This is a genomic window from Micromonospora sp. WMMD1274 (assembly GCF_049179035.1).
Taxonomy (GTDB): domain Bacteria; phylum Actinomycetota; class Actinomycetes; order Mycobacteriales; family Micromonosporaceae; genus Micromonospora; species Micromonospora tulbaghiae.
In genome coordinates, this window is sequence record NZ_JBMHMG010000001.1 from 577257 (window position 1) to 602723 (window position 25467).

General features: G+C 69.0%; 24 protein-coding genes and 5 pseudogenes. 10 read left to right on the top strand and 19 right to left on the bottom strand.

Annotation, left to right across the window (positions count from 1 at the left end; genetic code table 11):
• Positions 1 to 2: 2 nt before the first annotated feature.
• From ACN27D_RS02215 to ACN27D_RS02240, 6 genes and pseudogenes are all read right to left on the bottom strand, one after another.
• On the bottom strand, positions 3 to 701 hold the full coding sequence (locus tag ACN27D_RS02215; RefSeq protein WP_421498421.1) for a hypothetical protein: 699 nt from the start codon (positions 699 to 701) through the stop codon (positions 3 to 5).
• 544 nt (positions 702 to 1245) lie between these two features.
• On the bottom strand, positions 1246 to 1764 hold the full coding sequence (locus tag ACN27D_RS02220; RefSeq protein ID WP_421498422.1) for a nucleoside-diphosphate kinase: 519 nt from the start codon (positions 1762 to 1764) through the stop codon (positions 1246 to 1248).
• The gene (locus ACN27D_RS02225) at positions 1764 to 2789 is read right to left on the bottom strand and encodes a thymidylate synthase (protein ID WP_421498423.1); all 1026 of its coding nucleotides are present in this window, start codon (positions 2787 to 2789) and stop codon (positions 1764 to 1766) included. The genes ACN27D_RS02220 and ACN27D_RS02225 overlap by 1 nt, the downstream gene beginning before the upstream one ends.
• A gap of 11 nt (positions 2790 to 2800) precedes the next feature.
• Positions 2801 to 3846 (bottom strand): annotated as a pseudogene (locus tag ACN27D_RS02230) (hypothetical protein).
• A gap of 190 nt (positions 3847 to 4036) precedes the next feature.
• Positions 4037 to 4654 (bottom strand): GNAT family N-acetyltransferase, encoded by a 618-nt coding sequence (locus ACN27D_RS02235; RefSeq protein WP_421498424.1) that lies wholly within the window; start codon positions 4652 to 4654, stop codon positions 4037 to 4039.
• 14 nt (positions 4655 to 4668) lie between these two features.
• Positions 4669 to 5885, bottom strand: a pseudogene (locus ACN27D_RS02240) (APC family permease); the annotation flags it as partial.
• Positions 5886 to 6055: 170 nt separating this feature from the next.
• Between ACN27D_RS02240 and ACN27D_RS02245 the strand changes: the two are divergent.
• Complete coding sequence (locus tag ACN27D_RS02245; protein WP_421498425.1) at positions 6056 to 6319, top strand: barstar family protein; 264 nt, start codon at positions 6056 to 6058, stop codon at positions 6317 to 6319.
• A gap of 178 nt (positions 6320 to 6497) precedes the next feature.
• On the top strand, positions 6498 to 6854 hold the full coding sequence (locus tag ACN27D_RS02250) for a hypothetical protein (protein ID WP_421498426.1): 357 nt from the start codon (positions 6498 to 6500) through the stop codon (positions 6852 to 6854).
• Positions 6855 to 7167: 313 nt separating this feature from the next.
• On the opposite strand, the gene ACN27D_RS02255 is transcribed toward ACN27D_RS02250, so the two are convergent.
• From ACN27D_RS02255 to ACN27D_RS02295, 9 genes are all read right to left on the bottom strand, one after another.
• Entirely contained in the window at positions 7168 to 7839 is a 672-nt protein-coding gene (locus ACN27D_RS02255) for an N-acetyltransferase (RefSeq protein WP_421498427.1), read from the bottom strand.
• A 161-nt stretch (positions 7840 to 8000) separates the two neighbouring features.
• Complete coding sequence (locus ACN27D_RS02260) at positions 8001 to 8891, bottom strand: hypothetical protein (RefSeq protein WP_421498428.1); 891 nt, start codon at positions 8889 to 8891, stop codon at positions 8001 to 8003.
• A gap of 119 nt (positions 8892 to 9010) precedes the next feature.
• On the bottom strand, positions 9011 to 9652 hold the full coding sequence (locus ACN27D_RS02265; RefSeq protein ID WP_421498429.1) for a class I SAM-dependent methyltransferase: 642 nt from the start codon (positions 9650 to 9652) through the stop codon (positions 9011 to 9013).
• A gap of 61 nt (positions 9653 to 9713) precedes the next feature.
• Positions 9714 to 10859 (bottom strand): class II histone deacetylase, encoded by a 1146-nt coding sequence (locus ACN27D_RS02270; protein WP_421498430.1) that lies wholly within the window; start codon positions 10857 to 10859, stop codon positions 9714 to 9716.
• 42 nt (positions 10860 to 10901) lie between these two features.
• Entirely contained in the window at positions 10902 to 12110 is a 1209-nt protein-coding gene (locus ACN27D_RS02275) for a histidine decarboxylase (RefSeq protein ID WP_421498431.1), read from the bottom strand.
• Entirely contained in the window at positions 12107 to 12877 is a 771-nt protein-coding gene (locus tag ACN27D_RS02280) for a hypothetical protein (RefSeq protein ID WP_363732204.1), read from the bottom strand. Before ACN27D_RS02280 ends, ACN27D_RS02275 begins: the two co-directional genes overlap by 4 nt.
• A gap of 232 nt (positions 12878 to 13109) precedes the next feature.
• A complete protein-coding gene (locus tag ACN27D_RS02285) occupies positions 13110 to 14555 on the bottom strand; it encodes an APC family permease (protein ID WP_421501097.1) in 1446 nt (481 codons plus the stop codon).
• 11 nt (positions 14556 to 14566) lie between these two features.
• Entirely contained in the window at positions 14567 to 14854 is a 288-nt protein-coding gene (locus ACN27D_RS02290) for a hypothetical protein (RefSeq protein ID WP_421498432.1), read from the bottom strand.
• 212 nt (positions 14855 to 15066) lie between these two features.
• The gene (locus tag ACN27D_RS02295) at positions 15067 to 15945 is read right to left on the bottom strand and encodes an N-acetyltransferase (RefSeq protein ID WP_421498433.1); all 879 of its coding nucleotides are present in this window, start codon (positions 15943 to 15945) and stop codon (positions 15067 to 15069) included.
• Between the two features lie 339 nt (positions 15946 to 16284).
• Here ACN27D_RS02295 and ACN27D_RS02300 point away from each other — a divergent pair, with 339 nt between their 5' ends.
• Entirely contained in the window at positions 16285 to 16887 is a 603-nt protein-coding gene (locus ACN27D_RS02300) for a hypothetical protein (RefSeq protein WP_421498434.1), read from the top strand.
• Here the strand turns inward: ACN27D_RS02300 and ACN27D_RS02305 are convergent.
• Positions 16877 to 17323: a hypothetical protein gene (locus ACN27D_RS02305; RefSeq protein ID WP_166457771.1), complete on the bottom strand. Its 447-nt coding sequence runs from the start codon at positions 17321 to 17323 to the stop codon at positions 16877 to 16879. The two genes, ACN27D_RS02300 and ACN27D_RS02305, sit on opposite strands and share 11 nt — an antisense overlap.
• 36 nt (positions 17324 to 17359) lie before the next feature.
• Here ACN27D_RS02305 and ACN27D_RS02310 point away from each other — a divergent pair, with 36 nt between their 5' ends.
• Positions 17360 to 17944 (top strand): metal-dependent phosphohydrolase, encoded by a 585-nt coding sequence (locus ACN27D_RS02310; protein WP_421498435.1) that lies wholly within the window; start codon positions 17360 to 17362, stop codon positions 17942 to 17944.
• Positions 17941 to 18912, top strand: coding sequence for an aminoglycoside phosphotransferase (locus ACN27D_RS02315; RefSeq protein ID WP_421498436.1), 972 nt, complete (start codon positions 17941 to 17943; stop codon positions 18910 to 18912). The genes ACN27D_RS02310 and ACN27D_RS02315 overlap by 4 nt, the downstream gene beginning before the upstream one ends.
• A 71-nt stretch (positions 18913 to 18983) precedes the next feature.
• On the opposite strand, the gene ACN27D_RS02320 is transcribed toward ACN27D_RS02315, so the two are convergent.
• Positions 18984 to 19238: a hypothetical protein gene (locus ACN27D_RS02320; protein WP_421498437.1), complete on the bottom strand. Its 255-nt coding sequence runs from the start codon at positions 19236 to 19238 to the stop codon at positions 18984 to 18986.
• Between the two features lie 106 nt (positions 19239 to 19344).
• Here ACN27D_RS02320 and ACN27D_RS02325 point away from each other — a divergent pair.
• A pseudogene (locus ACN27D_RS02325) lies at positions 19345 to 19603 on the top strand (helix-turn-helix domain-containing protein); the annotation flags it as partial.
• Between the two features lie 1111 nt (positions 19604 to 20714).
• Positions 20715 to 21383, top strand: coding sequence for a 2'-5' RNA ligase family protein (locus tag ACN27D_RS02330; protein ID WP_400324206.1), 669 nt, complete (start codon positions 20715 to 20717; stop codon positions 21381 to 21383).
• Between the two features lie 74 nt (positions 21384 to 21457).
• On the opposite strand, the pseudogene ACN27D_RS02335 reads toward ACN27D_RS02330, so the two are convergent.
• A pseudogene (locus tag ACN27D_RS02335) lies at positions 21458 to 21641 on the bottom strand (XRE family transcriptional regulator); the annotation flags it as partial.
• Between the two features lie 630 nt (positions 21642 to 22271).
• On the opposite strand from ACN27D_RS02335, the gene ACN27D_RS02340 reads away from it, so the two are divergent.
• The 3 genes from ACN27D_RS02340 to ACN27D_RS02350 all read left to right on the top strand — a co-directional run bounded on the left by ACN27D_RS02340 (position 22272) and on the right by ACN27D_RS02350 (position 24938).
• A complete protein-coding gene (locus ACN27D_RS02340) occupies positions 22272 to 22676 on the top strand; it encodes a hypothetical protein (RefSeq protein WP_421498438.1) in 405 nt (134 codons plus the stop codon).
• A 130-nt stretch (positions 22677 to 22806) separates the two neighbouring features.
• A complete protein-coding gene (locus ACN27D_RS02345; RefSeq protein WP_421498439.1) occupies positions 22807 to 23490 on the top strand; it encodes a hypothetical protein in 684 nt (227 codons plus the stop codon).
• A complete protein-coding gene (locus ACN27D_RS02350) occupies positions 23487 to 24938 on the top strand; it encodes a hypothetical protein (RefSeq protein WP_421498440.1) in 1452 nt (483 codons plus the stop codon). The genes ACN27D_RS02345 and ACN27D_RS02350 overlap by 4 nt, the downstream gene beginning before the upstream one ends.
• 68 nt (positions 24939 to 25006) lie before the next feature.
• Here ACN27D_RS02350 and ACN27D_RS02355 read toward each other — a convergent pair.
• Positions 25007 to 25338 (bottom strand): annotated as a pseudogene (locus ACN27D_RS02355) (thiopeptide-type bacteriocin biosynthesis protein); the annotation flags it as partial.
• Between the last annotated feature and the right edge of the window lie 129 nt (positions 25339 to 25467).

Here is a 25467-nt window from a genome sequence, read left to right on the forward strand (position 1 = left end):
TACTAGTCGTCATCCCCATACTGAACCGCCGCGATCAGCTCCGCACGTACCTTGTTGAACTGGGCGGCGACGGCGGGGTCGACGTCGTGGCCGAGGAGCTGTCGGCCGTGGGCGCCCGGAAAATGCGGCTGCCGGGAGTCCCAGAACTGGTGGCGCAGAGCGTGCTGTAGAGCGCACCGCTGCTGCTCGTTCAGGCCGCGCCTCCAGACGTACCCGGGTTCGATCAGGAACGGCGCTTCGAAGTCGAATATGGCCAGGGTGCTGCTGACCTCGTCGGGGTCGGGATCCCGGTAGTCGGCGATGCACAGCGCCTTCTGCGCCTCCGGGCAGATGTCGCAGATCTCCCGGACGCCCCAGTGGCCGTTGTAGTCGGCCACGCCGTGCACGAATGCGACACCGCAGCTCGTCTTGCGGAACAGCGGGGTGGTGATGCCGGAGTCCCGCCAAGCGCCGACGACGAGGGCGTCGACCTCGGCAGGCAGAGTCTTGCGGCGGGCGTAGTCGTCGGCGTACGGGACCTCCACGCCGAGGGCGCGGAGGTACGCGGCGTTCTCCTCCTTGTGGTAGTAGCCGGTGAACACCGCGGCGTCGACGTCACCGGCAACCTCCAGCACGTGCGCGATGGTGGCCGGGTCGGTGTTCCAGCCCGGCACGATCGGCCGCCAATACAGCACGACGCCGGTGCGCTTCTTGTGGGCCATGGCCGTGTAGATCGAGTTGATGGTGATCGCGGACTTCGTGATCGGCTCGACGCGGTCGTCCTGGATGCCCGAGTAGGTGAACAGCAGCGTGACCTTAGGTGCTGCAGTTCCTCCAGGGCGACCATGTCCGCCGCGGTCACCTTGAATCGGGTGATGACCAGCACGTGGTTGGTGAAGCCGCGCGCGTCGAGCGCGCGGAGCACCTGCATGAGGTGCGGCCTGACGCCCGGCAGCATCGGGTCGGTGGCCTTGTTGAAGAGCTGCAGCGGCGTGACGTGCGGCCGGAAGTGCGGGTGGTCGATCAGGTCCTGGATCGCCTTCTCGGTGGTGACGAGCAGGTGCGGCGTCTTGTCGTCGAAGTTGCCCCAGAAGTGCCGTACGCAGTAGCCGCAGTCCAGCGGGCAGCCGACGATGTGGTTGAGGGACAGCCCGGACTTGCGGTAACCGATGTACTGGGCGATGTACGGGTCGAGCGCGGCCTGCTGCTCCACCGGCATCAGGGTGAGTTGCCGGCGCCCGCCGGTCAGGTCCGTGAGTGCTCCGGTCATCGTCTGCTCCTCACTGGCGAGCGCACCAGGTGCGCTTCCGCCGAGCCGTACCAGATCCTGAAGTCCCGCTCGACCACGCCGCTGTGGTCGGAGGTGTGCACAACGTTGTCGACGAGTCGTCCCTCGGCCATGGCCTTGTTCAGCGAGTCCGCGGCGAAGCGACCCCGTAGGGTGGTCAGCGGCGCGATGGCCGGGTCGGTGGGGCCCACGATGGCGCGCAGCCGCTCGGCGGCCTGGTCGCCGTGGCCGAGCGCCACAGCGGCGTGCTTGCCGACGAAGATGCGGCACAGCTCCGCCGGGACGTTGCGGCCGATCTCGGAGGACAGGGGCAGCATGTCGTCGTAGTGGGCGAAGACCTGCTCCTGCGTCGGGTAGACGGTGCGCAGGTCGACGACGTCGATGACCTGCCGAATCCACTGCATGACCTCGCCCGTGATGCCTCTGCGGACGCAGTCGGGCTTGAGCAGGATGACGGTCCACTGCGTCCAGTCGACGCCCGCGAACTCCGGCGTCATCACGCACCGACCGCGTCGGCGGTGGCGGGCACGCAGAACGGCCAGCGGACCGCGACGAGCCAGCGGTGGCCCGGGTGCAGCTCCGCGAGGCTGTCCCGCGATACCGACGTGTCCGGCGAGTGCTTGATCTGCCGGTACACCTCGAACAGCGCGAGGAGCCTGCGCCAGTACGGGTCCAGGGGGATCTCGTGCAGGCGCTCGGGGGTGAGCCGGTCCTGGTTGAGGCGAAGCCGTTGTTCCCAGAAGCAGACCTCCTTCAGCTCCTCCCACGTGGTGCGGGGCATCGCATCGAGGGGGTAGCGGCGGCCGGGGGTGGGCGAGCCGGCCTCGTTGATGATCGCCGTGACCTTCGGGATGTCGAGCTTGTTGACGTGCATCGACCCGACGTAGTGGGCGTACTGCCCGACCTCGACGCCAAGCTCACGCGCGGCGAACTCCTGGATGAAGGTGAAGGAGAACGTGTCGCCGAGCAGGCCGATCAGGGCGTCATTGCCGCGCATGTAGGCGGTCATGTGCAACCGGTCCTCGCGCAGCATGAACTGCAGCGACAGGGTGCAGGCCACGTCCGGGTTGGCCGGGTCGGTCAGCTCACCCGGCTCCATGATGATCATGGCGGCGCGCTTGCTGTCCGACTCCTCGCGCAGCAGCCGCAGCACCCGCTCGTACTGGCTGCGCCCGTCGGGGCCGGTGGGGCGGAACAGGCGGGGCCCGTAGGCGGTGCCGGTGAGCATGGCCCCGTCCGGGGAGACGTTCCGCAGTGACGGCGCGTAGTAGGCGATCATGTCGAGGTCGTCGCGTCCGGTCAGGTACCACAACGCCTCGGCGAAGTTGAACGGCAGGTTCATTCCCCTGGCGGCCAAGTAGGGCACCCGGTCGACAGGGTCCGCGAGGCTGGACCCGCAGTTGATGATCTCCAGGGCGTCCTTGCCCCGGCCGCAGGTCTGGTAGCGGTAGCCGGTGAGGACCTGCCGGAGCACGGACACGTACGCCGGCTCGAAGTGGGTGAACGGTTGAGGCTGTAGCACGGGTGACTCCTCTACCTTGCGGGGATGCCCAGCGGGTCTCCGATGACCTGCTGGAGGACAGCGACCTGCCGGGACAGGCGCATCTGGTCGAGCCGGCGTCGGCAGCGCCATAGCAGGTCGCCGTGCGCTTCGGTGCCATGGATCCGTTGGAGCATCTCGACGCGGGCCACGACGTCGGCGGCGTCGGCGACGACGAGCCCTGCCGGGACGAACCGTTCGCCGTCGACGACGTCGGCGGGCATCAGCGGTATGCAGCCAGCGAGCACCGCCTCGAAGATCCGCTGGGTGATGTGCCCGGCGGTGCGGTAGCGCTCGGGCGCGAGCAGCACCGTGGCGAGGGCACCGCGGTGGAACTGCTCGACCTCGGGGAATGCGCACCGGCCGGTGAAGTTGACGTGCGGCCACGGCTCGGTACGGGTCCATTTCCCGGCGACCTCGTGCTCGAGGTACGCGGCGGCCGGAGCGAAGAACGTCGCGAAGTGGTCGTCGCGGTCGTACTGGTTTCCCACGTACACCAGCGAGAGGGGCCGCGGTAGGCGGGCCAGCGCGTACGGGTCCATGGCGTCGAGCTGCGCGTCCGGGACCGGGCAGAGGACGGTGGCGGCGCCGGGGTTCGGGCGGGTGGCGAACTCGCATACGCGCACGTTCGGCCGCTGGCGGATCGGCGCGTCGGCGGGAAGCTGCCGGTCGAGGTCCCAGATCACCGTCGGGGGCCCCGGAAGGTGTAGGCGCCGAGCAGCTCGGTTTGCCGGTGCAGGTCGCAGGTGTGCCCTGGCGCGTCGCACGCGGTGGTGTTGCGGCCGGGCAGCGGCCACCGCCACTCCAGCATCAGGACGTCGAGGTCGTCGGGGAACTTCTCGCTGAACGCGAACTGGTCGCGCAGGTCAACGCCGGCCTCGTGCAGGTCGCGGTTGCGCTGCAGCAGGGTGACCCGATGCCCGGCGGCCTGCAGCTCGTCGAGCACGGGCCGGCGGTAGGAACGTGAGCCGTCGGGGGTGTTGATCACTCCGTCGCCGAGGAATCCCCAGCAGCTATAGCCGATGTGAAGTGCTTTCATCAGTGCCTTCCCGAGGTTGACGTGGGTCACGAACGATGTCGGGAAGCAGGTCCCGGCTTGTCGGGGCGGGGCGGGCCCGGCTGCGTGACGCCGGGTTTCTAGTCGCACCCCCTGCAACTAGCGGTCACGCTTCCGGGCCCTCATTCCTGCCGCCGCCAGCGGGCGGCAGGAGCTTCATTCGCGGCGAACGTCAGGGGGTGACGTCGACCGCGGTGGGATCCGGCTGGCTGCGCCACATCCGCCAGAAGGGCGGCCCGGCCTTGGGCAGGAAAAGCCGCGGGCTGGCCTCCCACCCGAGGCGCTTGTACAACCGCATGTTGTCCGCGTTGCTCGCTTCGAGGTACGCGGGAAGCCCGACCTCGTCGAGTTCGGCGTGGGCGTGCGCCAGCAACGCCGTGCCGACGCCCTTGCCTTGGTGGCCCGGAGCGACGGCGATGAACGCCAGGTAGATGTGCTCGATCCGGGGACGGTGCTCCTCGAACATCGCGTCGATCAGGCGGAACCGTGCGAGGTGCCTGCCGGTGGCGTACGCCATGTCGTCCTGGTAGCCGGGCGGCGGGCCGGCCGCGGCCGCCGGCCGCCGGTACCAGATCGCGGCGCCGTTCAGGCCAGCCGTGGTGTCGACCCAGCCGTTCGCCAGCCCCTGGCGCAGCATCAGGCGGAAGTAGCGCTCGTAGATGATGCGCCGTTCGTCGCGGTCCTCGATCAGCCAGTCGGCGATCGGCCCGTCGAGGAACCCTTCCACGAACACGGGCAGGAGGTCGACCGCATCGGCTTCGGTGGCTCGGCGGATTGTTTGCGTGGGCATCGGGACTCCGTGGGTTATGCCGGCAGCCGGGCGGGCGCGGCATGCCGGTGTTGCAGGGATTCGGCTTCGACGCCCAGGCCGATCGCGTCGTACACGTCGGGCCGAGAGCGCCGCAGGTACAGCGCCCATGCGAGGCCGAGGACGGCGACGGCGGCGTACCCGGCGGGGAACAGCCACCGCAGCGGTGAGGTCGGGGCGACGCCGAGCAGCGTGTCGAACTGCTGGACGGTCACGAAGAGGATCGCGCCGAGCACGAGCGCGGCCATCGCGGGCGCGATCACGGCGCGCCAGACGTTCTCGTCGTGCCGCCGCCGAGCGAAGAACGCGACCACGGCGACGGAGGTGATGGTCATCAGGACCAGCACGCCGAGGCCACCGGTCACCGTGATCCAGAAGAACAAGTTGACGATGGGGTCAGCGCCGCTCCACACGTACCCGGCGAGCACCACCGCGGCGATGGCCGTCTGGGTGAGTGAGCCGACGACCGGTGCGAGGGTCCGGCGGCCGGTGCGGGCGAGCGCCGACGGCAGGACGCGTTCGCGGCCGAGGGCGAACAGGTAGCGGGCGACGGTGTGGTGGAACGACAGCAGGGCGGCGAACAGGCTGGTGATGAACAGGATCCTGCCGATGCTGACGATCTCACTGGCGACATACGGGGACACCAGGTTGAACATCAGTCGGTGCCCTGCTCGCCGGCGGCGTTGACGATACGGTCGGGTCCGGTAGCGACGGACATCGCCCAGGCGGACAGTCCGTAGAGCACGCCGGTGACAGTGACTGCGATGTACGTGGCGCGGGCGACGGTGCGGCGTGGGTCCTTGACCTCTTCGGCGAGCACCGTCGTGGCCTCGAAACCCACGAAGCCGGTGATCGCTGTCACCAGGGCGGCGCCGATGCCTGCAGCGAGCAGATGGTCCGGGGCGAGGGTGTCGAAGCTGACGGTGTTGCCCGCCGGGTGGGTCACCATGACCGCGTCGTAGACCAGTGCAATGGCGATCTCTCCGACAAGCATGGCGGCGAGGATCTTGCCGTTCAGGTCGATGCGCAGGACGCCGAGCACGGCGATGACCGCCAGTGCCGCGTAGGCGCACGACCACCACGGAACGTTGATGCCGGTCCGTGCGGCCAGGTCGCTTTCGAGGATCGGCCCGAATCCGCCGTACAAGCCCACCTGCATGGCGTTGTAGGCGGCCAGGGCGAGGAACGCGATGGCGACGCCGAGCGGTTTGCCAGGGTAGTTGCAGCACCAGGGAGATCGCTAACGAACGTTGACCGTTGGGCAGGTCACGTATCCCTGTCGCCCCGTGTTGACCGCTGTGTCGGGCACGGATCGGGCACGGGCCTGGCACAGACGAGACGCGCGTCGGTGGCGTAGCTGCCAGCAGGGACGGGTGAGGACACGTGCTCTTGAAGATCGACGGCCGCGAGGTGCGAACCGAAACCGACCTTCACCAACTCCTGGCCCGTGCTCTCGACTTCGGGCCGTACTACGGTGCGAATCTGGATGCTCTGTGGGACCGACTGAGTATGGATGTTCCCCGTCCGGTCGCCGTGGTCTGGACTGACTGGCAGGCCAGCGAGAGGAGTCTCGGAGCGAGAGCGTTTCGAAAGGATCTGTGGCCTCCTGCGAGCCGTGGAGGCCGAGGACCAAGAGGCTGGCCATGAGGAGAGGTTCACGTTCGAGCTGCGATGACGTCTTCGTCCTGAAGGAATGCTGTATAGCGAGCAAGCAGCGCCCGAAGTAGGGCTGGGCTTTTGCGACTGACCGAGGTTGACCGCCGCCGTCCGCGGCTGCTCGTCAGGGTTGTCACTCAGTTAGTCACTTAGGACCGTGGCCCCCGCCATGACGATCAAGCACTCCTTCTCCGAAGGCAATGGCTTCCTCGGCCTGGAGATCAGCGGCGGCCAGGTTCGTGGCGGCGTTGCGCGCTTGCTGCGTCGCAGCCTCAAGGTTGCGAATCGTTTCATTCGCCACTGCTACGAGATTCGGTCGCCCCATGGCCTCGGCCTCACCCCGGAGGCGGTACGCCTCTTTGAGGAGCCGCGCGCCTTCGGGGTCGTTCATTGTCTGCTGAAGCTCTGCTGCGGACTGCTTGCCGGACTCCTGGCGCTGCTTCAACCTCGCGACGCCTGCTCGAAGGTCATCCTCTTGTGTCATGAGATGAGGATAGTGACGGCTCGCGATCTTGGACGGATCTGATGCCGTGTCTTACCGCGAACGCCGGGCGCATGGTGGGCTCTCTGGCTGGCCATCACGCGGAGGGCGGCTCCCGCCCGCTCCCGCAACTCCTGCGGATACAGCTACGATGCTGCCATCTCTCGATCCTTCCCAAGGGGGCAAGTGATGTTCCCCGGGTTCGGTGGATCTCTACAAGATCCGGGGCGGTTCAGTCCGCATGCTGGGCTAGCAGCTCCAGACATGAGGAGAAAGAGTCATGGCCGGCGTAGGCAACACGCAACCGCCTCATGGCACGTCCAATCACTTGTGCAGGAGGCCGGCTGGTCGGTGCGTCTTAGGCACATCCATGGTTCCGGGTCAGGCTCGGGGGTCGTGACGGCGGCCAGCCGGGCGGGCGGAGCGCTGCGGTGGCGGTCTGGTCGCGCTGGCCGGGGCGACGGCACATCGCTTGAATGGTGACGTCCTCGGCCAGGCGCGCGATCGCGTGGTCAGCGTCGTAGCCGGCCTGGGCGAGGAGGTGTTGCCCGGCGGGGAGGGTGAGTGTCCAGGACGACAGTTCGATGAGGTCGAGCCGACAGCGCAGGTGCTCCGTCAGCGCCCGGCCCCGGCCGGTCCGCTGGTACGTGGGGCGCACGGCCAGAAAGGCGAGGTGGTAGTGCGCCGTAGTCGGTTGCCGGCTGTCCATGATGTCGTCCAGGAGACGGAAACGCTCGGCGTGTGGGCCGGCGGCTGTGGCGAGGCGCGTGGCGTAGTCGGCGGGTGGTGGAACGGGCCCGTATTGGTGGAAGCAGACGGTGGCGGCGGTGAGGTCGCTGGTGACGTGGACGTCGCCGTAGAACATGGCGTGTTCGACCCAGATGGCGGCGACATCGGCCAGGACCCGGCCTCGCTGTTCCTGGTCGGGTATCAGCCAGGCAGCGATGGGAGTGGGTTGGAGGGCCTCAGCGATCACCGTGGCGACGATGTCCTGTTCGCGCCACCGCGCGGCCCGGATGTGGTGCGGCACCTCGTGCCCTGCCTTTCTCTTGCTGCCTTTGTCGTCGTGCTGGTTGGGGTGGCCGGCGGTAGGGGACGGGAGAGCCGCTGTCGCCGGCCACGAGGGCCCGGCCGCTGCGTCTTCCCTTTGGGTGCGGCGGCCGGTCGGCTTGTCATGTCACCGCAGGCGAGTCACCGCTGCGGCCGTGGTAGGTGAGGTGGGCATGTCAGGGCTGCGGGTGCGGGCGTGGGCCAGCAGGAGGGTGTAGGAGTGCAGGCCGGGCCGGCGTCCGCGGTTGATTTATTCGGTCGCGGCGAGCAGGTCGCCGGTGTCCGGGTGGATGAGCAGCATCGAGGTGGATCCGTCGGCGACGATCTGGAAGGACATGCCGGTCCGGCCGGGGAGGTCGGTTGTCGTGCCTTTGTAGGTGAGGTGGGGGCCGCTGCCAGGGCGCGCAGGGTCGTCACTCGTTGCCGTGGGTTGAGGTGCTGGCTGGTGGTCAGTTCGACGATGCCGCTGGTCAGGATCCTGGGGTAGGCGGGCTCGTCGGCCAGCGCGGGCGGCGCGAGCAGTCGGATCAGCTCGCGGGGGTTGGCGGGGATGTCCCCGGGGAGGTGGGGGTGCAGGTCACCGATGCCGTGGTGCAGTGTGTGCGGTACGGCCCGGCTGAACTCCTGGTGCTCCTGCGGTGTGGACTGGTGGTTGAGGCCGTGCAGGTCCGGTGCCCAACGGATGATCTCTCGGCCGGAGCCGTCCGCGTGCCGCCAGCGCCGTACGTCGGTGCGGACGATCGTGGTGCTCGCGCGTGCCCAGCTCTGCAGGTGCAGGTAGGTGTAGGGCAGTCCGTCGGTGGTGTCGGCGGGGGCGGTGCTGATGGTGTCGGCGAGCAGGTTCAGGCGCTGCTGGGCGGTGAGCCCAGCGACGGTGGCGGCTGCAGCTGGTGTGCTGGCGGGGCGCGGTGCGGCGGGCGCGGTGCCGGCCGGTCGTGGATCGGCATGGCAGGCGGTGAGCAGTACGAGGACGAGGCTGCCGCCGAGGAGCGCGACACGTTGCCGGCGGGCCGTGAGGGTCAGGTGGGTCATGGTTGTCGTGCCTCATCTGCGCGCGCGGGCGTGGATGGCCCGGCGTTCGTAGGAGCCCAGGAGTACGCGGGGGTCGGTCATGAGGTCGGCGAACCGGTCAGCGTCCGCGTTGGTGATGTTCAGGCGGGACGCAGGTGAGTGATGACGTCGGCGAGGAGCCGGCAGCCGGGGTCGGCGCCGGTCCAGGTCTCGGTGGTGGTGTGGATGCAGTGCTGCACCATGCCGTGGCTGAACAGCAGGGTTTCGGGGTCGGCGGTCCGGGTCGCGCCATGCGGGCCGGTGAGGGCGCGGTGGGCCTGCTGCAGGACGGTGTGGATGAGGGTGGCGGACTCGTCGTCGGGTGCCCGGTAGATCCGGGGGGCGGTGGTGGTGATGTCGGCGAGGACGAGCCAGCCGCCCGGGCGCAGCCGGGTGGTCATCTGCTCGATCAGGTCCGCGGGGTCGCGCAGGGTGCCGTGGGGCCAGCGGGCGAGGATGTGGTCGTAGCCGGCGGCGTGGCCGGGCACCGGGTCACGGTTCAGGTCCAGCTGGTGGACGTTGATGACGGCGGTGTCGGTGAGGTGGCTGGTGTCGGCGTCGACGGCGGTGACGGACCCGTAGCGGCCGACGAGCCGGGCCAGGAGGGTGGTGCTCTCCTCGCTGGCGCCGACGTCCAGCACCCGCTGGTTGGTGCGGATGTCGAGTCGGTCCAGGACCGTGTGAATGCTCGGGTTCAGCAGTAGGTGTATCGGCCCGGCGTGGGCCGGCAGCGTGGTTGTCATGGCGGTCCTCCGGATGTCGGCGTGGCGGGTGATGCCGGTGGCGTCAGGTGCTGGTGCTGCCTTACGGGGAGCCGGTGATGCTGGTGGCGGCTGGGCTGATCCGTTCGACGAGCTGTGCGGCTGCCGCGATCACCTCGCGCTGGTGGGGCAGGAAGGGCTCGGCGGTGTACCCGGCGACGACGGCGGCGAGGGGGTCGGTGACGTGGGTGGTGGTGCCGGTGAGTTCTTCGAGGAACGCCAGGGCGCAGTAGGGGGTGTAGAAGGGGCTGTAGCCGCCTTCGTGGGCGGCGATGAGCCGGCCGTGGCAGAGCCGGTCGGCGGCGCCGACGAGCAGGCGGGTCATCTCTCGGTAGGAGGCGGCGGTGAGCATCTGGCGTGCCAGGGGGTCGAAGACGTTCGCGTCGAAGCCGTTGGCGAGCAGGATCAGGTCGGGGGCGAAGCGGTCCAGCGCCGGGAGGACGACCTGGTGCATGGCGTTGAGGTAGGCGGCGTGGCCGCTTCCGGGTGGTAGGGGCACGTTGAGGGCGTAGCCGGTGCCGTCGCCGGTGCCGTTTTCGTGGGTCCATCCGGAGTCGGGTGGGAAGCAGCCGGCTTGGTGCAGGCTGATGGTGAGCACGCTCGGGTCGTCGTCGAAGATGGCCTGGGTGCCGTTGCCGTGGTGGGCGTCCCAGTCCACGACCGCGACGCGTGCGAGCCCGAGTTCGGCTTGGGCGTGGCGGGCGGCGACGGCGATGTTGTTGAACAGGCAGAAACCCATTCCCTGGTTGGCGGTGGCGTGATGGCCGGGTGGGCGGACCAGGGCGTAGCCGTTGGTGATGTCGCCGTGGGCGGCGGCGGTGACGAGTTCGATCAGCCCGCCGGCGGCGAGGCGGGCGATGTCGTAGCTGCCGTGCCCGACCGGCGAGAAACCGTCTCCGGCGTCACCTCCCCCGCCGCGTAGGTCGCTTTGGGTCTTGATGTGCTGGACGTAGGCGGCGGTGTGCACGCGTGTCAGTTCGGCGACGGTGGCTCGGCGAGGCTCGATGACCATCAGCTCGCCCAGCAGTCTGCAGGCGTGGATCAGCTCGTGGACGCGTCGCTTCGCGTCGGGGTTCTCGACGTGCACGGCGGGTTGGACGCCGGCGGTCGGGTCGGCGGGTAGCAGGCCGGCGCTGGTGCCGGTGTCGTGCCACAGGTACTCGGGATGGAAGACGTATCCGGTGGTCATGATGGTTGCCTTTCGTCGGTGGGGTGGCTGGTGCTGGTGTGGTCAGCGCGCGTGGGAGCTGGCGGGAGATGCTGTTGCCGGTCTCGGCCGCGGGATCGGCCGGATTGGCGGGCGGGTGGCGGCGATGTCGGCGACGAAGGCGTCGACCTGGCCGGGGGTGATGCCGGGCATGCAGATGAGGTGGCTGGTGTCGCCGTCGGTGGCCAGGAGCCACTTTCGGCGTACGTGCTCGGGTGGGGTGGGCAGGACGACGGTGAAGGCGTGCGGGTGCCGCCAGGCGGGCCAGCCGACGGCGTTGAGCCGCTCGACGGTGTAGGCAGCCAGCCGGCGGGCCTCGCTGGCCCGCCACCGGTGCCCCTCCCGTCCGTGAACGGCGATGGCATGCCACAACAGCGCAGCCGACAGGCCGCAGCGGGAGCCGGTGATGGTGGTGTCCGCCGTGGCGGTGTAGGCCACCCGGGGACCGGCGGCGCGTAGGTGATCGCGGATGAGCACGATGCCGCACGGCGTCGGTGTGCCGAAGAACTTGTGGCCGCTGATCGCGACGCTGCCGATGCCGCTGGCGTCATCGAGGGACAGCCGTCCGTCGAGGGCCAGGGGGATGCCGGACAGGGCCGCGTCGACGTGCAGATGCCCGCCTGCGTGATGGTCGTCGAGGACCGCGCGGATGCGGCTGGTGTCGTCGACCGCCTCGGTCATGGTGGTGCCGGCGGTCGCGACGACGATCGCCGGGAAGCGGCGCCGCCGGTGGAGCTGCTCGGCGAGGTGCGCGTAGTCCATCTCCCCATCGGGGCGCGCGTGGACCAGGATGCCGTGCGCGCCGAGCAGACGCACCACCTTGGCCACGGAGTAGTGGGCGGCGGCCGAGTAGTAGATCCGTGCCGTCGGTTTCCGCCGGTGCGCGGCGTGCAGGGCGGACAGGGTGCCTTCCGTGCCGCCGGTGGTGACGTAGCCCCACCGGTCGTGGGCGGGCATGGCGAGCAGGTCGGCTGTCCACGTGATGACCGCGCGTTCCAGCGCCCGGGTGTGCGCGATTCCGCCCTCGTCGGCGGGGTCGCCGATGTTGTTCCATAGCCTGCCGCAGAGGCGGGTCATGACCTCCGTGTGGTCGAGGTCCACAGCGCCAGGGAACCCGATGCTCGTCGCCGCCGTGGCGTCGGCTTCGCGCACGAGGTGGTCCAGCACGGCCGTGATGTCGATCGGCGCGCGGCTCAGGTCCGCGGCGGCGGCCAGTTTCAGGGTGTGGGTCACGCCGGCCGTCCGCCGTGCAGGTGGGAGGTGAGGGTGTGGTGGAGCGTGCCGAGTCGTCGCCACAGCTCGCGGGTGGCGTCGTCGCCCTGCTCGGTGAGGTTGGCGTGCGGGTTGTGCCAGTAGGCGGGCCGGTCCGGGTCGAGGGTCTTGGTGCAGCGGATCCCGTCGACGCCGATGCGGGCCTGGGGGTCACGGTCCAGGTGCAGGGCGGTGCCGTCGGTCAGCAGCACGTAGCACTGGCCCTTGAGGTCGAAGGCCGACAGGTACCGGCCGCCGGTTCCGTCCCGGAGGGTGCGGGCGACCTGCTGCCAGCGGCCCTGGTCGGAGTCGAGGGTGCTGACCCCGACGCCGACGTAGGTGGCGCCCGGCGGCGGGCTCATGTCTCCGCCGTTGACCATCGAGGCGTCCGGCCCGAGCGGATGCCACCGCCGCCTGGCGGAGGCGGCGCGGGCGATGTTGGTCCGGACCACCTCGGCTAGGTCGGCCAGGAGCCGGGGCAGGTCCTCGGATTCCGGGGAGGCCAGCCACAGCCGGTAGGCGGTGTGCAGGAGATAGCCGTGCGGCTCGGCCGGTGCCTCGGAGACGAAGAACAGCATCAGAGCGTGCGGGCCGAGCGCCTCACGGGTGTCGTGGCGCTGGTCCGCCTCGACCATGTGGCCGGTGTTGAGCCGCCTGCACCGGTAGGCGACCTGCACGCGCAGATCCGCCCACCGCCGCGCCTGTCCCGGCACCTCGTTTCCGTCCTGCGCAGGCTGGTCCGTGGGCATGTCCGGCGGGGGTACTGCCGCAGGCGGGGTTGGAGGGGCCGGGGGCGGCAGCGGCCGGTGGTGCTCCCCCGGCGCGTGGTAGCCGGGCGGGGCGCCGACCGCAGGGGCGCGCGGGCCCGGTGGCGCCGCCGGAGGGTGTTCCGGCCGCCAGCCGGGATGCAGGGGATCGACGCCGTAGCGTCCGCCAGGCGGGGTCATCGCCGTGTGAGTCCTCATCGCTTGCGCCCCTTTGTCAGATGGAGACGTTGATGGCGTCGGGTACGGCATGGGTGCCCGGTGTGCCACGGCCGATACCGGCGTAGACCTCCGGACGGGACCGGCGCACCTGCCCGGCCCACAACCCGCCCACGACGGCCGTGGCGACGAGGATCGCGGGCAGCAGCAGCGGCGCCCGTGACCCCGGCGGGGCGCCGAGCAGGGAGTCCACGTTGCCGACCATCAAGGCCAGCACCACCACCCCGCCCGCCACACCGATCACGGGCGCGAGCCGCCATTCCCACACGCCGGCCTTCGGGCCTCGCAGGCCGGCCGGTGCTCGCACCGCCGCCACCGAGGCGGCCAGGAGCAGGCACAACAAGCCCATCGCGCCCAAGGCCGACAGCCAGGTGAACATCACCGCGACCGGGTCCGCGCCGGACAACGCGAACCCGCCCACCACCACGACGGCGATGCCGGTCTGCGTCAGGGAACCGCCGCGCGGCGCGCTGACGCGAGTCGCGCTGCCGGTCCTTGCGAGCCCGGCAGGCAGCACGCCTTCCCGGGCCATCGCGAACACATACCGGGCGATAACCGAATGGAAGGCCAGCATCGACGTGATGACCGCGCAGATCAGTACCGTCTGCGCGAGCGGTACCCACCAGCCGCCCAGGCGCTCCAGCACCGACAACGGCAGGCCCGCCGCAGGGTCGGCAGCCACGTCGGCGACGGATCGGGGACCGGCGGCGATGCCCATCGCCCACGCCGCTGCCGCATACACCCCGCCGAGGACGAGCACCGCGGCGATGGTGGCCCGGCCGACCGACCGGCGGTCGATGGCCTCTTCGACGAACGAGCCCGGCGCGTCGGTGCCCATGAACGCGGCCACGCAGAAGGCGACCGCACCGCCGATACCGCTGACCGCCAGGCTCGAGGCGTCGAAGCCTTCCCAGGACAACCCGCCGTCCGCCGGCTGCCCGAGACCGGCCAACGTGAACGCGGTGACGATCAGCAGGGATACCGCCAGCACGGCGGCCAGCACGCGGGTTGACAGCACGATCGCCCGCACACCTACCACCCCGACCACGGCCACGGCGATGCCCGCCCACACCCACCACGCGCCGCCGAGCTGCCCGGCCAGCGTCGCGCCGAACAACCCGAACAGGCTCGTCTGGATCGCGTTGTACGCGGTCAGGGCGACCAGACCGGCGGCCACACCCCAGCTACGACCCAGACCGTGCGCCAGGATGCCGTAGTACGCCGCCGCGTGCCCCACCTGCCGGGCCATCGCCGTGTATCCGACCGCGAGCACCGCCACGACGCCGGCCACCAGCACGAACACCAGCGGCAACGCCTCCACCCCCGTGGTCGCGTAGGTGGCGACGATGCCTCCTGCCAGCACCACCATCGGCGCCGACGCCGCCGCCCCGAACACCCACAGCCCGAACGGAGTCAACGTCCGCCGGGCGAGGGCCACCTGCACGTGCGTCGACCTCACCGCTGCCCCCGATCCGGAGAGTCCGGACAGCGCGAGTGCTCCGGCACGTTGGGACAGCCGGGGCGGCGGCAGCCGTCCACCGGGTGACCGTCCACGTCGGCCGCGCTCGCGGGCACGACGTACACCGCCACGGGCCGTACCGGGCCGCTCCGCCAGTAGTCCTGGTCCCGACCGAGCCGCCGCTGCGCGACGCGAGCGTCCGACGCGAACCCGAACAGGTCGTGACTGCCGTCCGGCCACTCCCGCCTGATCGCGTATCCCCAGACGAGCTCGCGCGACGTCACAGCTCCCGCGTCCGTGACGGCGGCGGCGCCGGCGGGCGCAGCACCGAGCCACGCCAACAGCCACCGGCCGGCATTCGGCCGTCGTTGCCGCATCGGGCAACGGGTCGTAGCAGCCAGCATGAGGAATACCTCCTTGCATCGAGGGGAAGGTGTATGCAACCGCCCCGCTGGCCGGCGGCCAGCAGTCGTGTATCCAGGTGCCGAAGCGGCTGTCAGGTCGTGTCGACCCGACCTGGAAACGGCGGCGCCGCCGACGGCCCTGCGCCGGCGAAAGGCGCCGCGGCCCGGTGCAGCCGCACACGCCGGGGCAGGCCGTCACGCCGCTCACCACCACGGCCTGGCCGGTACATCCGCCACAGCACCGGGCCACCGGACCCCAACAGCAACGGTGACCGCGGCAGGTAGCCGAGCTGGCTAAACAAGCTCTCGCGAGGTTCGCTGCCGCACACCTGCGTGTACGCCGGCAGCCGTTCGGCATCCACGACCCGGTGACAGCTCGCCAGCAACGCCCTCGCCGCCGCGGCCTCCCCGGGACGGGCCGCGAACTGTGCCAGATAGTGATGCGGCGTACGCGGCACCACCGCGTGCAGCACCACAAACCGCGCCGCGAACGGGCCGAGCAACCGGCGCAGCTCACACCCCCACCCCGCACCGGTCGGCGGTGGCTCCAGCCGCGAAAACCACACCGCGACCGCGGCACGATCCTCGGTCGTGTCGACCCGGCCGTGCCGCACCGCATACATCAGTACGAACTCGGCATACCGACGCAAAGCCCTAGCGCGCACAGCCGCGTCAGGCACCAGCCACGCACCCAACGATCCGGCCCACAGATTCTGAGCCAGAAGCGCGGCCAGCACAGGAACGTCGTCGCCGGTCGCGCAGACCACCGCCTCATCCGGAACCTGCAAGCCGAGTACCCGACGAACAGAATCGTCACGTCCGTTCGGCCGGTTGGGAACAGACTCCGCACCTCGTACCAGCGGGACGTTCATGCTGTTGATCACCCCCGTCCGCACGTTGTATCGCACCGCTGTCACCGTCACGAGGGCCGGTGTGATCGACAGGAGCAGTAGCATCCTGGCAATGGACACGGCTGACTCTCCCTCAGTAAGGCGACTCGGCTGACCGGTCGGTAACACCTCGGCGGCGCCGCTGACACCGGACACAGCGACTTAAGGCGAGTTCGGTCGATGTCGGCCAGGTTTAGCGGCCGGTCCTGACAATCTGCCGACAATCGCGCGACGACGACCTGACGCGGGCAGCGATGTCAGAGAAATGTCGGAAGCCGATGGTGGCTCTTATCGACATTGGCCTTGTCGGCTTTCGATGCCCATGTCACCGCCTGCGGCCCTGCAGGTGGTGCGGGGCCGTTGGCCGCGGCGCGGCGAGCGGTTTCCTGCGTGTCCACTGCCCCTAGGGAGGGATGCACCATGACCAGTCGATCAATGCCGGCTGTAGCAGACGTCGGCCGCCGGGCCGCCGAGATCCTCGACCGGATGCGAGCACACCCGGCGTATGACCGGCTGCACGGCTCGTCGATGAAGTACTCCAGCTGCTGGGCCACCTTCACCGGCTACCCGGCGATCAGCCGCTGGTCCCTGGAACGCGACGCTGGTCCGCTGCTGGTCGAGGCACTGCGGGTGCTCGCGCTCAAAGCCGCGGTGTTCGAGCTGTCCGGCGGCGACGAGCAGGCCGCCGAGTTGCTGGTGCCGGCGCCGGTGGACGAGATGATCCACGCGGTGCTGGCGCAGTTCACGCTGATGTCCCGGATGCAGGCCGACCTGGGCGTGGTCTTCCCGCACGCGACAGAGCTGGAGGAGTTCACCTACACCCGCGGATGCGTGACCGACGCGTTCTACGCCGCAGCGGGGTGGGGTGAGCAGCCGCTGCGGTACTGGTTGGACTCGGCCGAAGTGACAAGGCGCCTGGACCTGCTCAACGCCCACTATCAGGCGGCCGGCCTCGGCCGCGACGGGCGCAGCCACGACTTCGACTTCGACCAGCCGGAAACGGTCGTGGCAGTCAGCGGCTAGCCAGCTCCACCGACAGCACCCGCCGCAGCGCCGCCACCGTGTGTTTCGCGCCGAACCGCTCGGCGGCCAACCGCTCGGCGCGGGCCACCGCGGTGAAGATCTGCTCCGCGGGCGCGTCCCGCAACACAGCGACGAGCCAGCCTTCCAGATCCACCACATCGGCAGGCAACTCCAGCGCCTGCGGTGTCGGCGTTGGTCGAGGCGCCTGAACGGGGACCGGTGCCCCGGCCGAGGCGTAACGGCCGGGCGGAAGGCCCACCCGGAACGGGTGGACGCACACAGCGACTCCGTCGGCGGTGGCCCGCCAGCCGACATCCGGGCGGTAGGCGAACTCGGGCCCGGGTCGGTCGACCACGTCGAACTGGCCCGGCCCGAGCTGCTGCCCAGGACACACGACACAGGTCTGCTCGCACCAGTGCGGAAGCGGCCCGGACATAGCGCCGATCGTACGGCAATCAGGAGGTATCAGAGTATGACGGTCTTATCGCCTCCCCGCCCCGTCGTCATCGAGCGTGCCCTGCGTGACGCCCGAGCCTGGTGCGCGGGGCACACGATCGATGACCGGCCGGCCCTGGCCCATGCGGTCCGGGTCGCGGTGACCATCGGTGACCACGTGGCCGCCCCGCCGCCCGAGGTGATCGCGGCAGCGCTGCTTCACGACGCACCCGAGCTTGCCCCGGCCTCGCCGGACGTCTACCAGGTCCTCACCACCCGATACGGGCCTGAGATTGCCCGGATCATCGCCGCGCTCCAGGCCGAACACCAGGCCCTCGACCGGCCCCATCCGCCCATCCGTGTCGATGACCAACCGGTGCTGCTCGCCTCCACCGCCGACAAGATCGTCGCGCTGACCTCACTGCTGCGGCGGGCCCGGGCAACCGGGAACGTGACCGGATTCTTCGCCCGTCGGCCGGTGCTGTGCGCGCTGCTCCCGCACTTCCGGGCCTTCCAACACGCGGCGCAACCTCGGGTGCCGGCCAGCATGTCGGCGCACCTCGACGCCGTCCTGGCCAGGCTCGAACAGGTCACCGGCATCCACACTGAGAGTACGCGGTGAACGCCCCCGGGCTCGATGAGCGCCTCCTCGCGCAGCTGCGATGTGACCTGCTCACCGGCGCGCGTCGGGTGCCGACCGGGCGACAGGCCATCCAGGAGTGGGAGCTGTCCGCCGTTGAACGGCTGTTCTTCGCCGACGGCAGCAGCGTGGTCTGCAAGGTCGCCGCCGCGCCGTTCACCGGCGAGGCCGCCGTGCTGCGGGCGCTCAACGAGCGGGAAGCCGCAGTGCCGGTGCTCCACGGCTACGCGAAGCGCCCCGAGACGCTGGGCATGCTGATGGACGACCTCGGCGGCCCGGTCCGGGCGGCGACCGCTGCGGAGGCCGCCGCCGCTGCCCGCTGGGTCCACGCCATCGACGACATCACCGGGCTGACCATGTTCGACCAGGCGGGCCTGGCTCGGCTACCCGGACAAGCACTCGACGCGCTCAACGCGCTCCGCCGGCAGGAACGCTTCCCCGACTCCAGGCCGATCGAGGAATCGCTGAACCGGCTGGCCGCCGTCGCACGCCGCAGGGCCGATGGCGCCGAACGGCCACCCTTTGGGCTGTGCCACGGCGAGTTCCACCACACCTCGCTGCACGTCAGCCGCACCGGATGCCGCCTCGTCGACTGGGCGAAAGCGTTCACCGGCCCAGGGCTGCTCGACCTAGCGACCTGGTTCGGCACCCGCACGCCACCCGAACCCCGTCTGCTCGCCCGGCTCATCAGCACCTATGTCGCTGCCGGCGGGCACCCAGACGCCGAAGCCGACCGGGGCGGCCTTCCGGCCGCCCGGTGGGCGCTGGGCTGGCACCGGGTCTGGGCGGCCTGGTGGTTTCTCACCACTGCCGCCGCTGGCCACCACCGGCCCGACACCGACCGGCGCCACGCCCAGGTCGTGCTACGACAACTCCACGGGGCCGCACAACTGCTCGGAACATCACTGCCCACCAGGTCCACCCGACTACCACTGGGAAACTCATCGTGAAGCACTCCCTGTGGACGGTGCGGCAACGGCTGCCCTTCCGCGGTGGCGGTCGGGTCCGGCTGGCGTGTCGGCTACGTCGACACGTACACCCGCCCGGTCGCCGGCCCGAACGGCCGCCGAATGCTGCCAATCCCCGATGCCAAGGGGTGATCAGCCCGTTCATCGTCATCGAAGGCCCAAACGGAGTCGGCAAGAGCACCATCGCCCACCTCCAGCATTGTCGCCAGACACCACAGCAACTCCGACAGAATTCCGACATCGCCACGCGACCACCGGCAGGCATCGATCAGGACAATGGGCACCTGCCCAATGCGGTAGGCGGCCATGGATGGTGTACAGCTGTCTGACGGGCTTGATGTTGCTCGGCGATCGAGGAACTATCACGCCATGTTGCCGGATTCGGTACAAGCTGTATCCGCCGTGCTCGTGGGGATGGGAGTGAGTAGCGTGGCTGACAGCGACGAGATCAGGACCGCCCGCCGTGCGCTCGGTCGCCGTCTGGCTCAGCTCCGAAGGGCCAGCGGCCACACCCAGCATGAGTTTGCGCAGCTCGTGCAGTACGGGCGCAGTTCCGTGGCGAACACCGAGACCGGTCACCAACATCCCGACCGAACTTTCTGGTCGCGCTGCGACACAGTGCTGCGGAGCGGGGGCGCGCTCGTCGCTGAGTACGATCGCATCACCGAGCTAGACCGCGGCCTACGCCGCGTGTCGGCGATTCAGGAGGGCAGGGCTGCGTCCGGGCCGGTGGCATCTGTCGCCAGTTCCAGTCGCGATGGCCTGGAGGCGGATGACGACGTTGTTCTGTGGGAATACGAGGACAGTGTTGACGCCCGTCGACTGGCGCTGAGGTCCTCAACGGACGATGACGCCCGCCTGGCGTACATCGAATCGGAGGTTCGGCAGGCGATCGCCGACAACGAACGCCTCACCCCGGCAGCACTCATGGCACGCATGCGACCGCTACGCGTCTACGTCGACCAACTCATGGCAGGCAGGCAACATCCACCGCAACGTGCTCGGCTCTACACTGTCGCCGCCCACCTGTCCGGACTTCTCGGCGCGCTCGCCTTGGACCTCGGCGTGTTCGGCTTGGCGCACGCCTACGCCGCCGAAGCGTTCGACCTCGCGGAGGCCGCCCAGCAGCCCGAGGTGCAAGCCTGGACGCGGGCCACGCAAAGCCTGATCGCTTTCTACACCGGCGACTATCACGATGCGCTGGCCTACGCCCAGGACGGTCTGCAGCGCAGCGGCACCGGCGAACACCGCATCCGACTAACGATCAACGGGCAGGCCCGGGCACTCGCCCGCCTCGGTGACCGGTACGGCGTCGACCGCGCCGTGGACCGCGCATTCACCATGCTGTCCGACCGCCCGGCCAGCTCGGAGGTCAGCGCGAGTCTTGCCCTCGGGCCGTACTGCCAGGCAAGGACTGCGGCCAATGCGGCGACCGCCTACCTGGCGCTCGGCCGCACCGCAGGGGTCACCAGTCACCTCGCCATCGCCATCACGGCATTCGACACCGCAGAGCTCGCCGGCCCGCAAGCACTAAGCCGCCTAGACTTGGCCACTGCACACCTGCACGCCAGCGACCCCGATCCGGAGCAGGCCGCCGTGCTGGCAGAGGAAGCGCTCGCCCTCACCGCGGACCAGCGCTTCGAGTCGGTCCACCAACGTACCCGCCAGTTCCTCACAACCGCCCAGCCGTTCGCCCATCACCCGGCGTTACGGCACGTCGCCGACATGCTCGTCGACCGCACACAGGTCGGTACCGCCGCCCGGCCCGCTCTACCATCGCTGCCATGAACAGCCGGGAGCTGGCCAACCTGCACGAGCGTTGGACCGCCTACCAGAACCTGCCCGAACTCACCAACCACTGGTACTGGCGCCCGGGCTGGCGAGCCGGCCGTCAGTTCTACACATGGCACCTCACCTTCGAACGTCAGCCTGAACTCCATCGCCTCGTCACCGACCTGCAACGCCAACTCACTTTGCCCGGACTAGACTTGGTGCCGCTCGACGGGCTGCACCTGACCATGCAAGGGCTCGGCTTCACCGACGAGGTCAACAACAGCGACATCGAGGCGATCGTCGCCGAAACCCAGCGACGCTGTACGAAACTGCCGCCTCTGGAGCTGTCACTTGGCCCGGTCGACCCCGACGCGGAAGGAGTCGGCTTACTCGTGCGTCCCTGGCACCGCGTCGAACAACTCCGCACCACTATCCGCGAGGCCATCGGCGCGGTATGGCAGACCGTGCCGGAGGCCGCCGAAGGTTTCCGCCCCCACGTCACGATCGCCTACAGCGGCTCACAAACACCGGCCGAACCGATCCGCGACCGCCTCAACGACCTCCGCCACCAGCAACCCGCCCGGGTTACCATCCGACAGGCAACGCTGATCGCGCTGCGCCGAGAACACCGCACCTACCAGTGGGCAACCGTGGCTGCCGCGCCCCTCACCGGACAGTGACCTGACTGACCAAGTCGTGACTATCGTCCTCGGCCTACTATCCGCCGGTCTGCCCCTGACGAGCCCCCCCCTGCCGGCCGTGTCCGGTCGGCCTCCTTCTGAGCCTCGCCGTCCGCCGACGCGACGTAATCGAAGACTCGCCGCGCTTCGGTGTCAAACGCGATCGCGCCGGCTTGGTCGCCGCGCCCCGCCGCGACGTGCGCGCCCAGCAATGAGGGCTCGGACGCGGCCGAGCGAGGGCCGGTCGGATAGGGCTAGTACTCCAGCCGTACCTGATGGAGTCGGAGTCTTCGCTGGTAGTGGGCCCTCCTGGCGCGGTACTGGTATCGGTGTCGCCATCGTGACCATTGATGGATGTGGTCGAACGGTCGGGCTGCGGTGATCAGGTGTGCCAGGAGACGTCGGACCTCGCCGAGGGTGAGGGCAATGAGGCCGTCATCGGATTCGGTGCCCCTTTTTGGCCTGGGCGGCGGTGACGGCGAGGTAGGCGTGGGCGCACAGAATGACAATTATGTCTACAGAGAGGTGTACCGATAAGAGTCACTATGGTGTCTTCTCTGAGACGACTCCCCTACTCTGATCCGTGGGCCCAGAGCTCCTATGAGCGAGCACGTGGGTCTGGTGCCTCCGGGCGAGTCGCTGGCCGGTCACGATCTAGATGAACGCTGGCGGCCGACATGCCCCGGGTAACTGGGGAAGCTCGGCTCGCGAGGACGCGGCCAGCCGGCTCGCCATCGTGGCTGGCTTTAGCGCTGGCTCTCCCTTCAGCCCCTCCGGTCAGCCGTGATCGACGTGGTGGTCCTGGTCAAATCCTCTCCAACCTTTGGGGCTGGCGAGTGCGACCGTCGCCACCTCGGAATGTCGGCAGTGTTGGCTAGCATTCCAGCTATGGCGATCACTCCGTCGCGTCAGCGCAATGCAGTCTCCGAGGGCATGGCCCTCGGCCTGATCATGTGCGACCGCTTCACGCTGACGTGGGACAAGGTTGCCATCGACCTTTCCTTCGAGGGCGCCTGGCGGTCGTGGGAGTACCGGCACCGCTTCTCCCAGGTCGACACCGACATCCGCCACGGCAGCGGTGGCGCCCGGGTGATGACCCGTGCCGACGAGGGCAAGCACACCTTCAACTTCTACTGGGACACCAGCGGGCGCGAGATTGCCATACACCCGCGAAACATCTGGTCGGACGGCGAAGTCGACGTCGACCAAGCGGCGGGTTGGATCGACGGTGACGTCCCGGCCGAAGGCTGGCAGGAGCTGGCCAAGGACTTTCTCCATCGCTACAAGAAGTGACCAATAGTCCGAAGCACCCAAATCCGTCAGTCTTTGTCGATCGATTGGCTCCATGACTGTGAATGTTCGGCGTTCTGTTCTCCAACGCCTCGGCAACGGAGTTGCCTCACGATTCGGTCGTCCGTACCTCGTGGGCACCATCTCGCAGGAGACCGGCTGCTCCGAGGCAGAGGTGTGGGAAGCACTATGGAGTCTTGTCGGCGACGGTCTGGTCTACCTAGACACCGTCGGCCAGGGCTCAGGCACTGACAACTGGCAGTGGCGCCTCTCGGCTGATGGGCAACGAGTCGCCAAGGGCGGCAGCTGGGAGCCGCGTGATCCGGATGGCTACCTGGATCGGATCCGCCGCGAGATCCCGGATCTCGACGACCTCATCGAGCTGTACCTCACTGAGGCCCTGCAGTCCTTCAACGGGCGGTGCTACCTAGCCACTTCCGTCATGCTCGGCGTCGCCGCCGAGCGCGCCTTCCTGGTCATGGCCCAGTCCTACGCCACCTCCTTGACGGCCGGCGCCCCGGCCATGGCCAAGGAGCTCGCCAAGCCACGCAGCAACTACTTCGCGCTGTGGACGGAGTTCCGAAAGCGCATCGAGCCGGTTCGACAGGATCTGCCGGACGGGCTCGCTGACGCTCTCACGCTCGACGCCATCGCTGACTTGATTCGCTTGACTCGCAACGAGGTGGGTCATCCGACCGGGCGGCAAATCGACGAGGACACGGCGCGGGTCCACCTGACGATCGCCCCGATGTACTTGCGCAAAATGCAGCAGCTCGCCGTTCACTTCGCTGGTCCGTCTGCCGGAGCTGCGGCATGACACAGCTCCCGATCCCGGTCCACGTCGGGTCTGAGCCACCTGACCACTGGGACGACATCGAGTCCCGGCAGCGCCAGTTTGGTGAGGAAGCAGCACCGAGGCTGCAGGAGCAGCGTCGCCCAACGATCGCCAGTGCGACTCTCGATTGGGCTGCCCACGGATTTGAACCCCGATGGGTGGGGTTCGACACCGCCGACTGTGCAGTGGCTCTGCAGCCGAGTGTCTACTCCGGGCAGGGCGCCGAAGAGTTCAACCGCTTCCGGCAGGGCGCCGAGAGCCGAGGCGAGACCGCCCTAGTGATCAGCCCGATTGGTGACCTCGAAGACAAGCCGCGCAGTGCCCTGTTCCAACACGATGGCTCCGTCTCTATCGGCCAGACCTACACGAGCGTCAGCAGTCGGCCGATCGGCAAGGGTGCCCGGGTACGGGCTGCCGAGGATCTCGGTGACGCCGACGGCCAGCTCGCACTACGGATGCTGAACTGCAACCCGGCACTCCGGTGGCGCAGTCTGTCGCTGAGCGGAGCGACGCTTGAGTCGTACAACGGGCGAGTCCAGCATCCCGCCGAAGGCAGTCTAGTGCCGATCTTAGAAACTGAGCTCGGTGAGCCGGTCGTGGCGGCATGGATCTCGCCGGATGGTGTCGAGCGGCGTTACGTCGTGCCCGTTGAGACGCCGTGGCCACTTCTCCTCGAGTGGTTGCGGGAGCAGGCACTGCCGGAGTTCGTCCCAGGCGCGATGCGTCGGGCGAGGCGTCAACTCGCGACCGACCAGACCTTTATGACCCGCCGTGAACGTGATGTGCGAACGGCGCTGGCTGAACTTGAGGCCGACTACGTCACTCGTCAACGCGCGCTGAAGCGCGATCTCGAGGAAGCCCAGGCTATGGCATCTACGGTCCGTGAGGGGCTGCTTTACGGCACCGGCAAGCAGCTCGTCGTCGCCGTCCGCACAGTACTGGAGTCGGCTGGAGTCGATGTCTTCGACCTTGACGAAGAACTAGGCGGCACCAAGAACGCTGATCTGCTCTGTACGTACGCCGGTCGCACGCGGCTGGTCGAGGTGAAGGGTGTCAGTGGCAGCGCTCCGGAGCGCGCCTATCAGGATCTCGTTCGTCACCTTCGGGAGTGGGAGAAGCTAGCAGGTGTCACTCCAGTGGTGGGCGGCGCCCTGATCCTGGGTCACCAGCTCCGGGTCGCCCCGCAGGAACGGAGTCGGCAGCCATACGGCCGCCCCGAGTTCCTGGCCGCTCAGGCCGAACCGGTGATCACGACGCTAGATCTCTTCGATGCCTGGCGTGAGGAGGACGCCGAGGAGATTCGTCGGCTGCTGTTCGTTCCTGCGGCGGAGAAGCTGGTTCAGCCTCTGACCGGTGACGCGCAGCCGGTGCCCGCGGCGGGGCAGGATGGCTTAGGAGCTGGCTGGCGTCGTTGGTTCCGGCGAGGTTGAGGACGGCTTGGTGCGTCCGCCTTGACAACATTTGCGATATGCCCCTCTCGTCCCTGGTACATCTGACTTCAGCCTGACGAGCGCGGATCAGGCAGGCCGAAAATGGCTTCCTGGGCCGCTTGGGCGAGGGTGGCTTGGGTGGTGGCGGGTAGTCCGAGCCTGTTCCAGTGGAAGATCACATGCAATGCGATTACTGCCCGTAGGCCACGGGCGAGAGTGCCTCTTTCTCGTTGGTGATTTAGGGCTGCGCCGACGTTCTCGAATGCGGCATGCCAATCGCCGGTGGTGCGAGGCGTGCCGAGCAGCAGGCGCCGAACGTCTGCGTGAAGCTCTCCCAAGCAGGGGCATTGGTTGCGGACGCCTGGTTGCGGCGTGCTGCGCGGTGCTCGACGACTTGTGCCATACGTGGGACTGTAAGACGTTCGTTTGACAGACCCCGGCCAGGGGACCGCAGGCCAGAAAGGCGGGCGCCTGATCCAGGCGATAGTGGCTGATCTTGGCTTTGGCTTGGTGTTGGCGTCGGAAGATG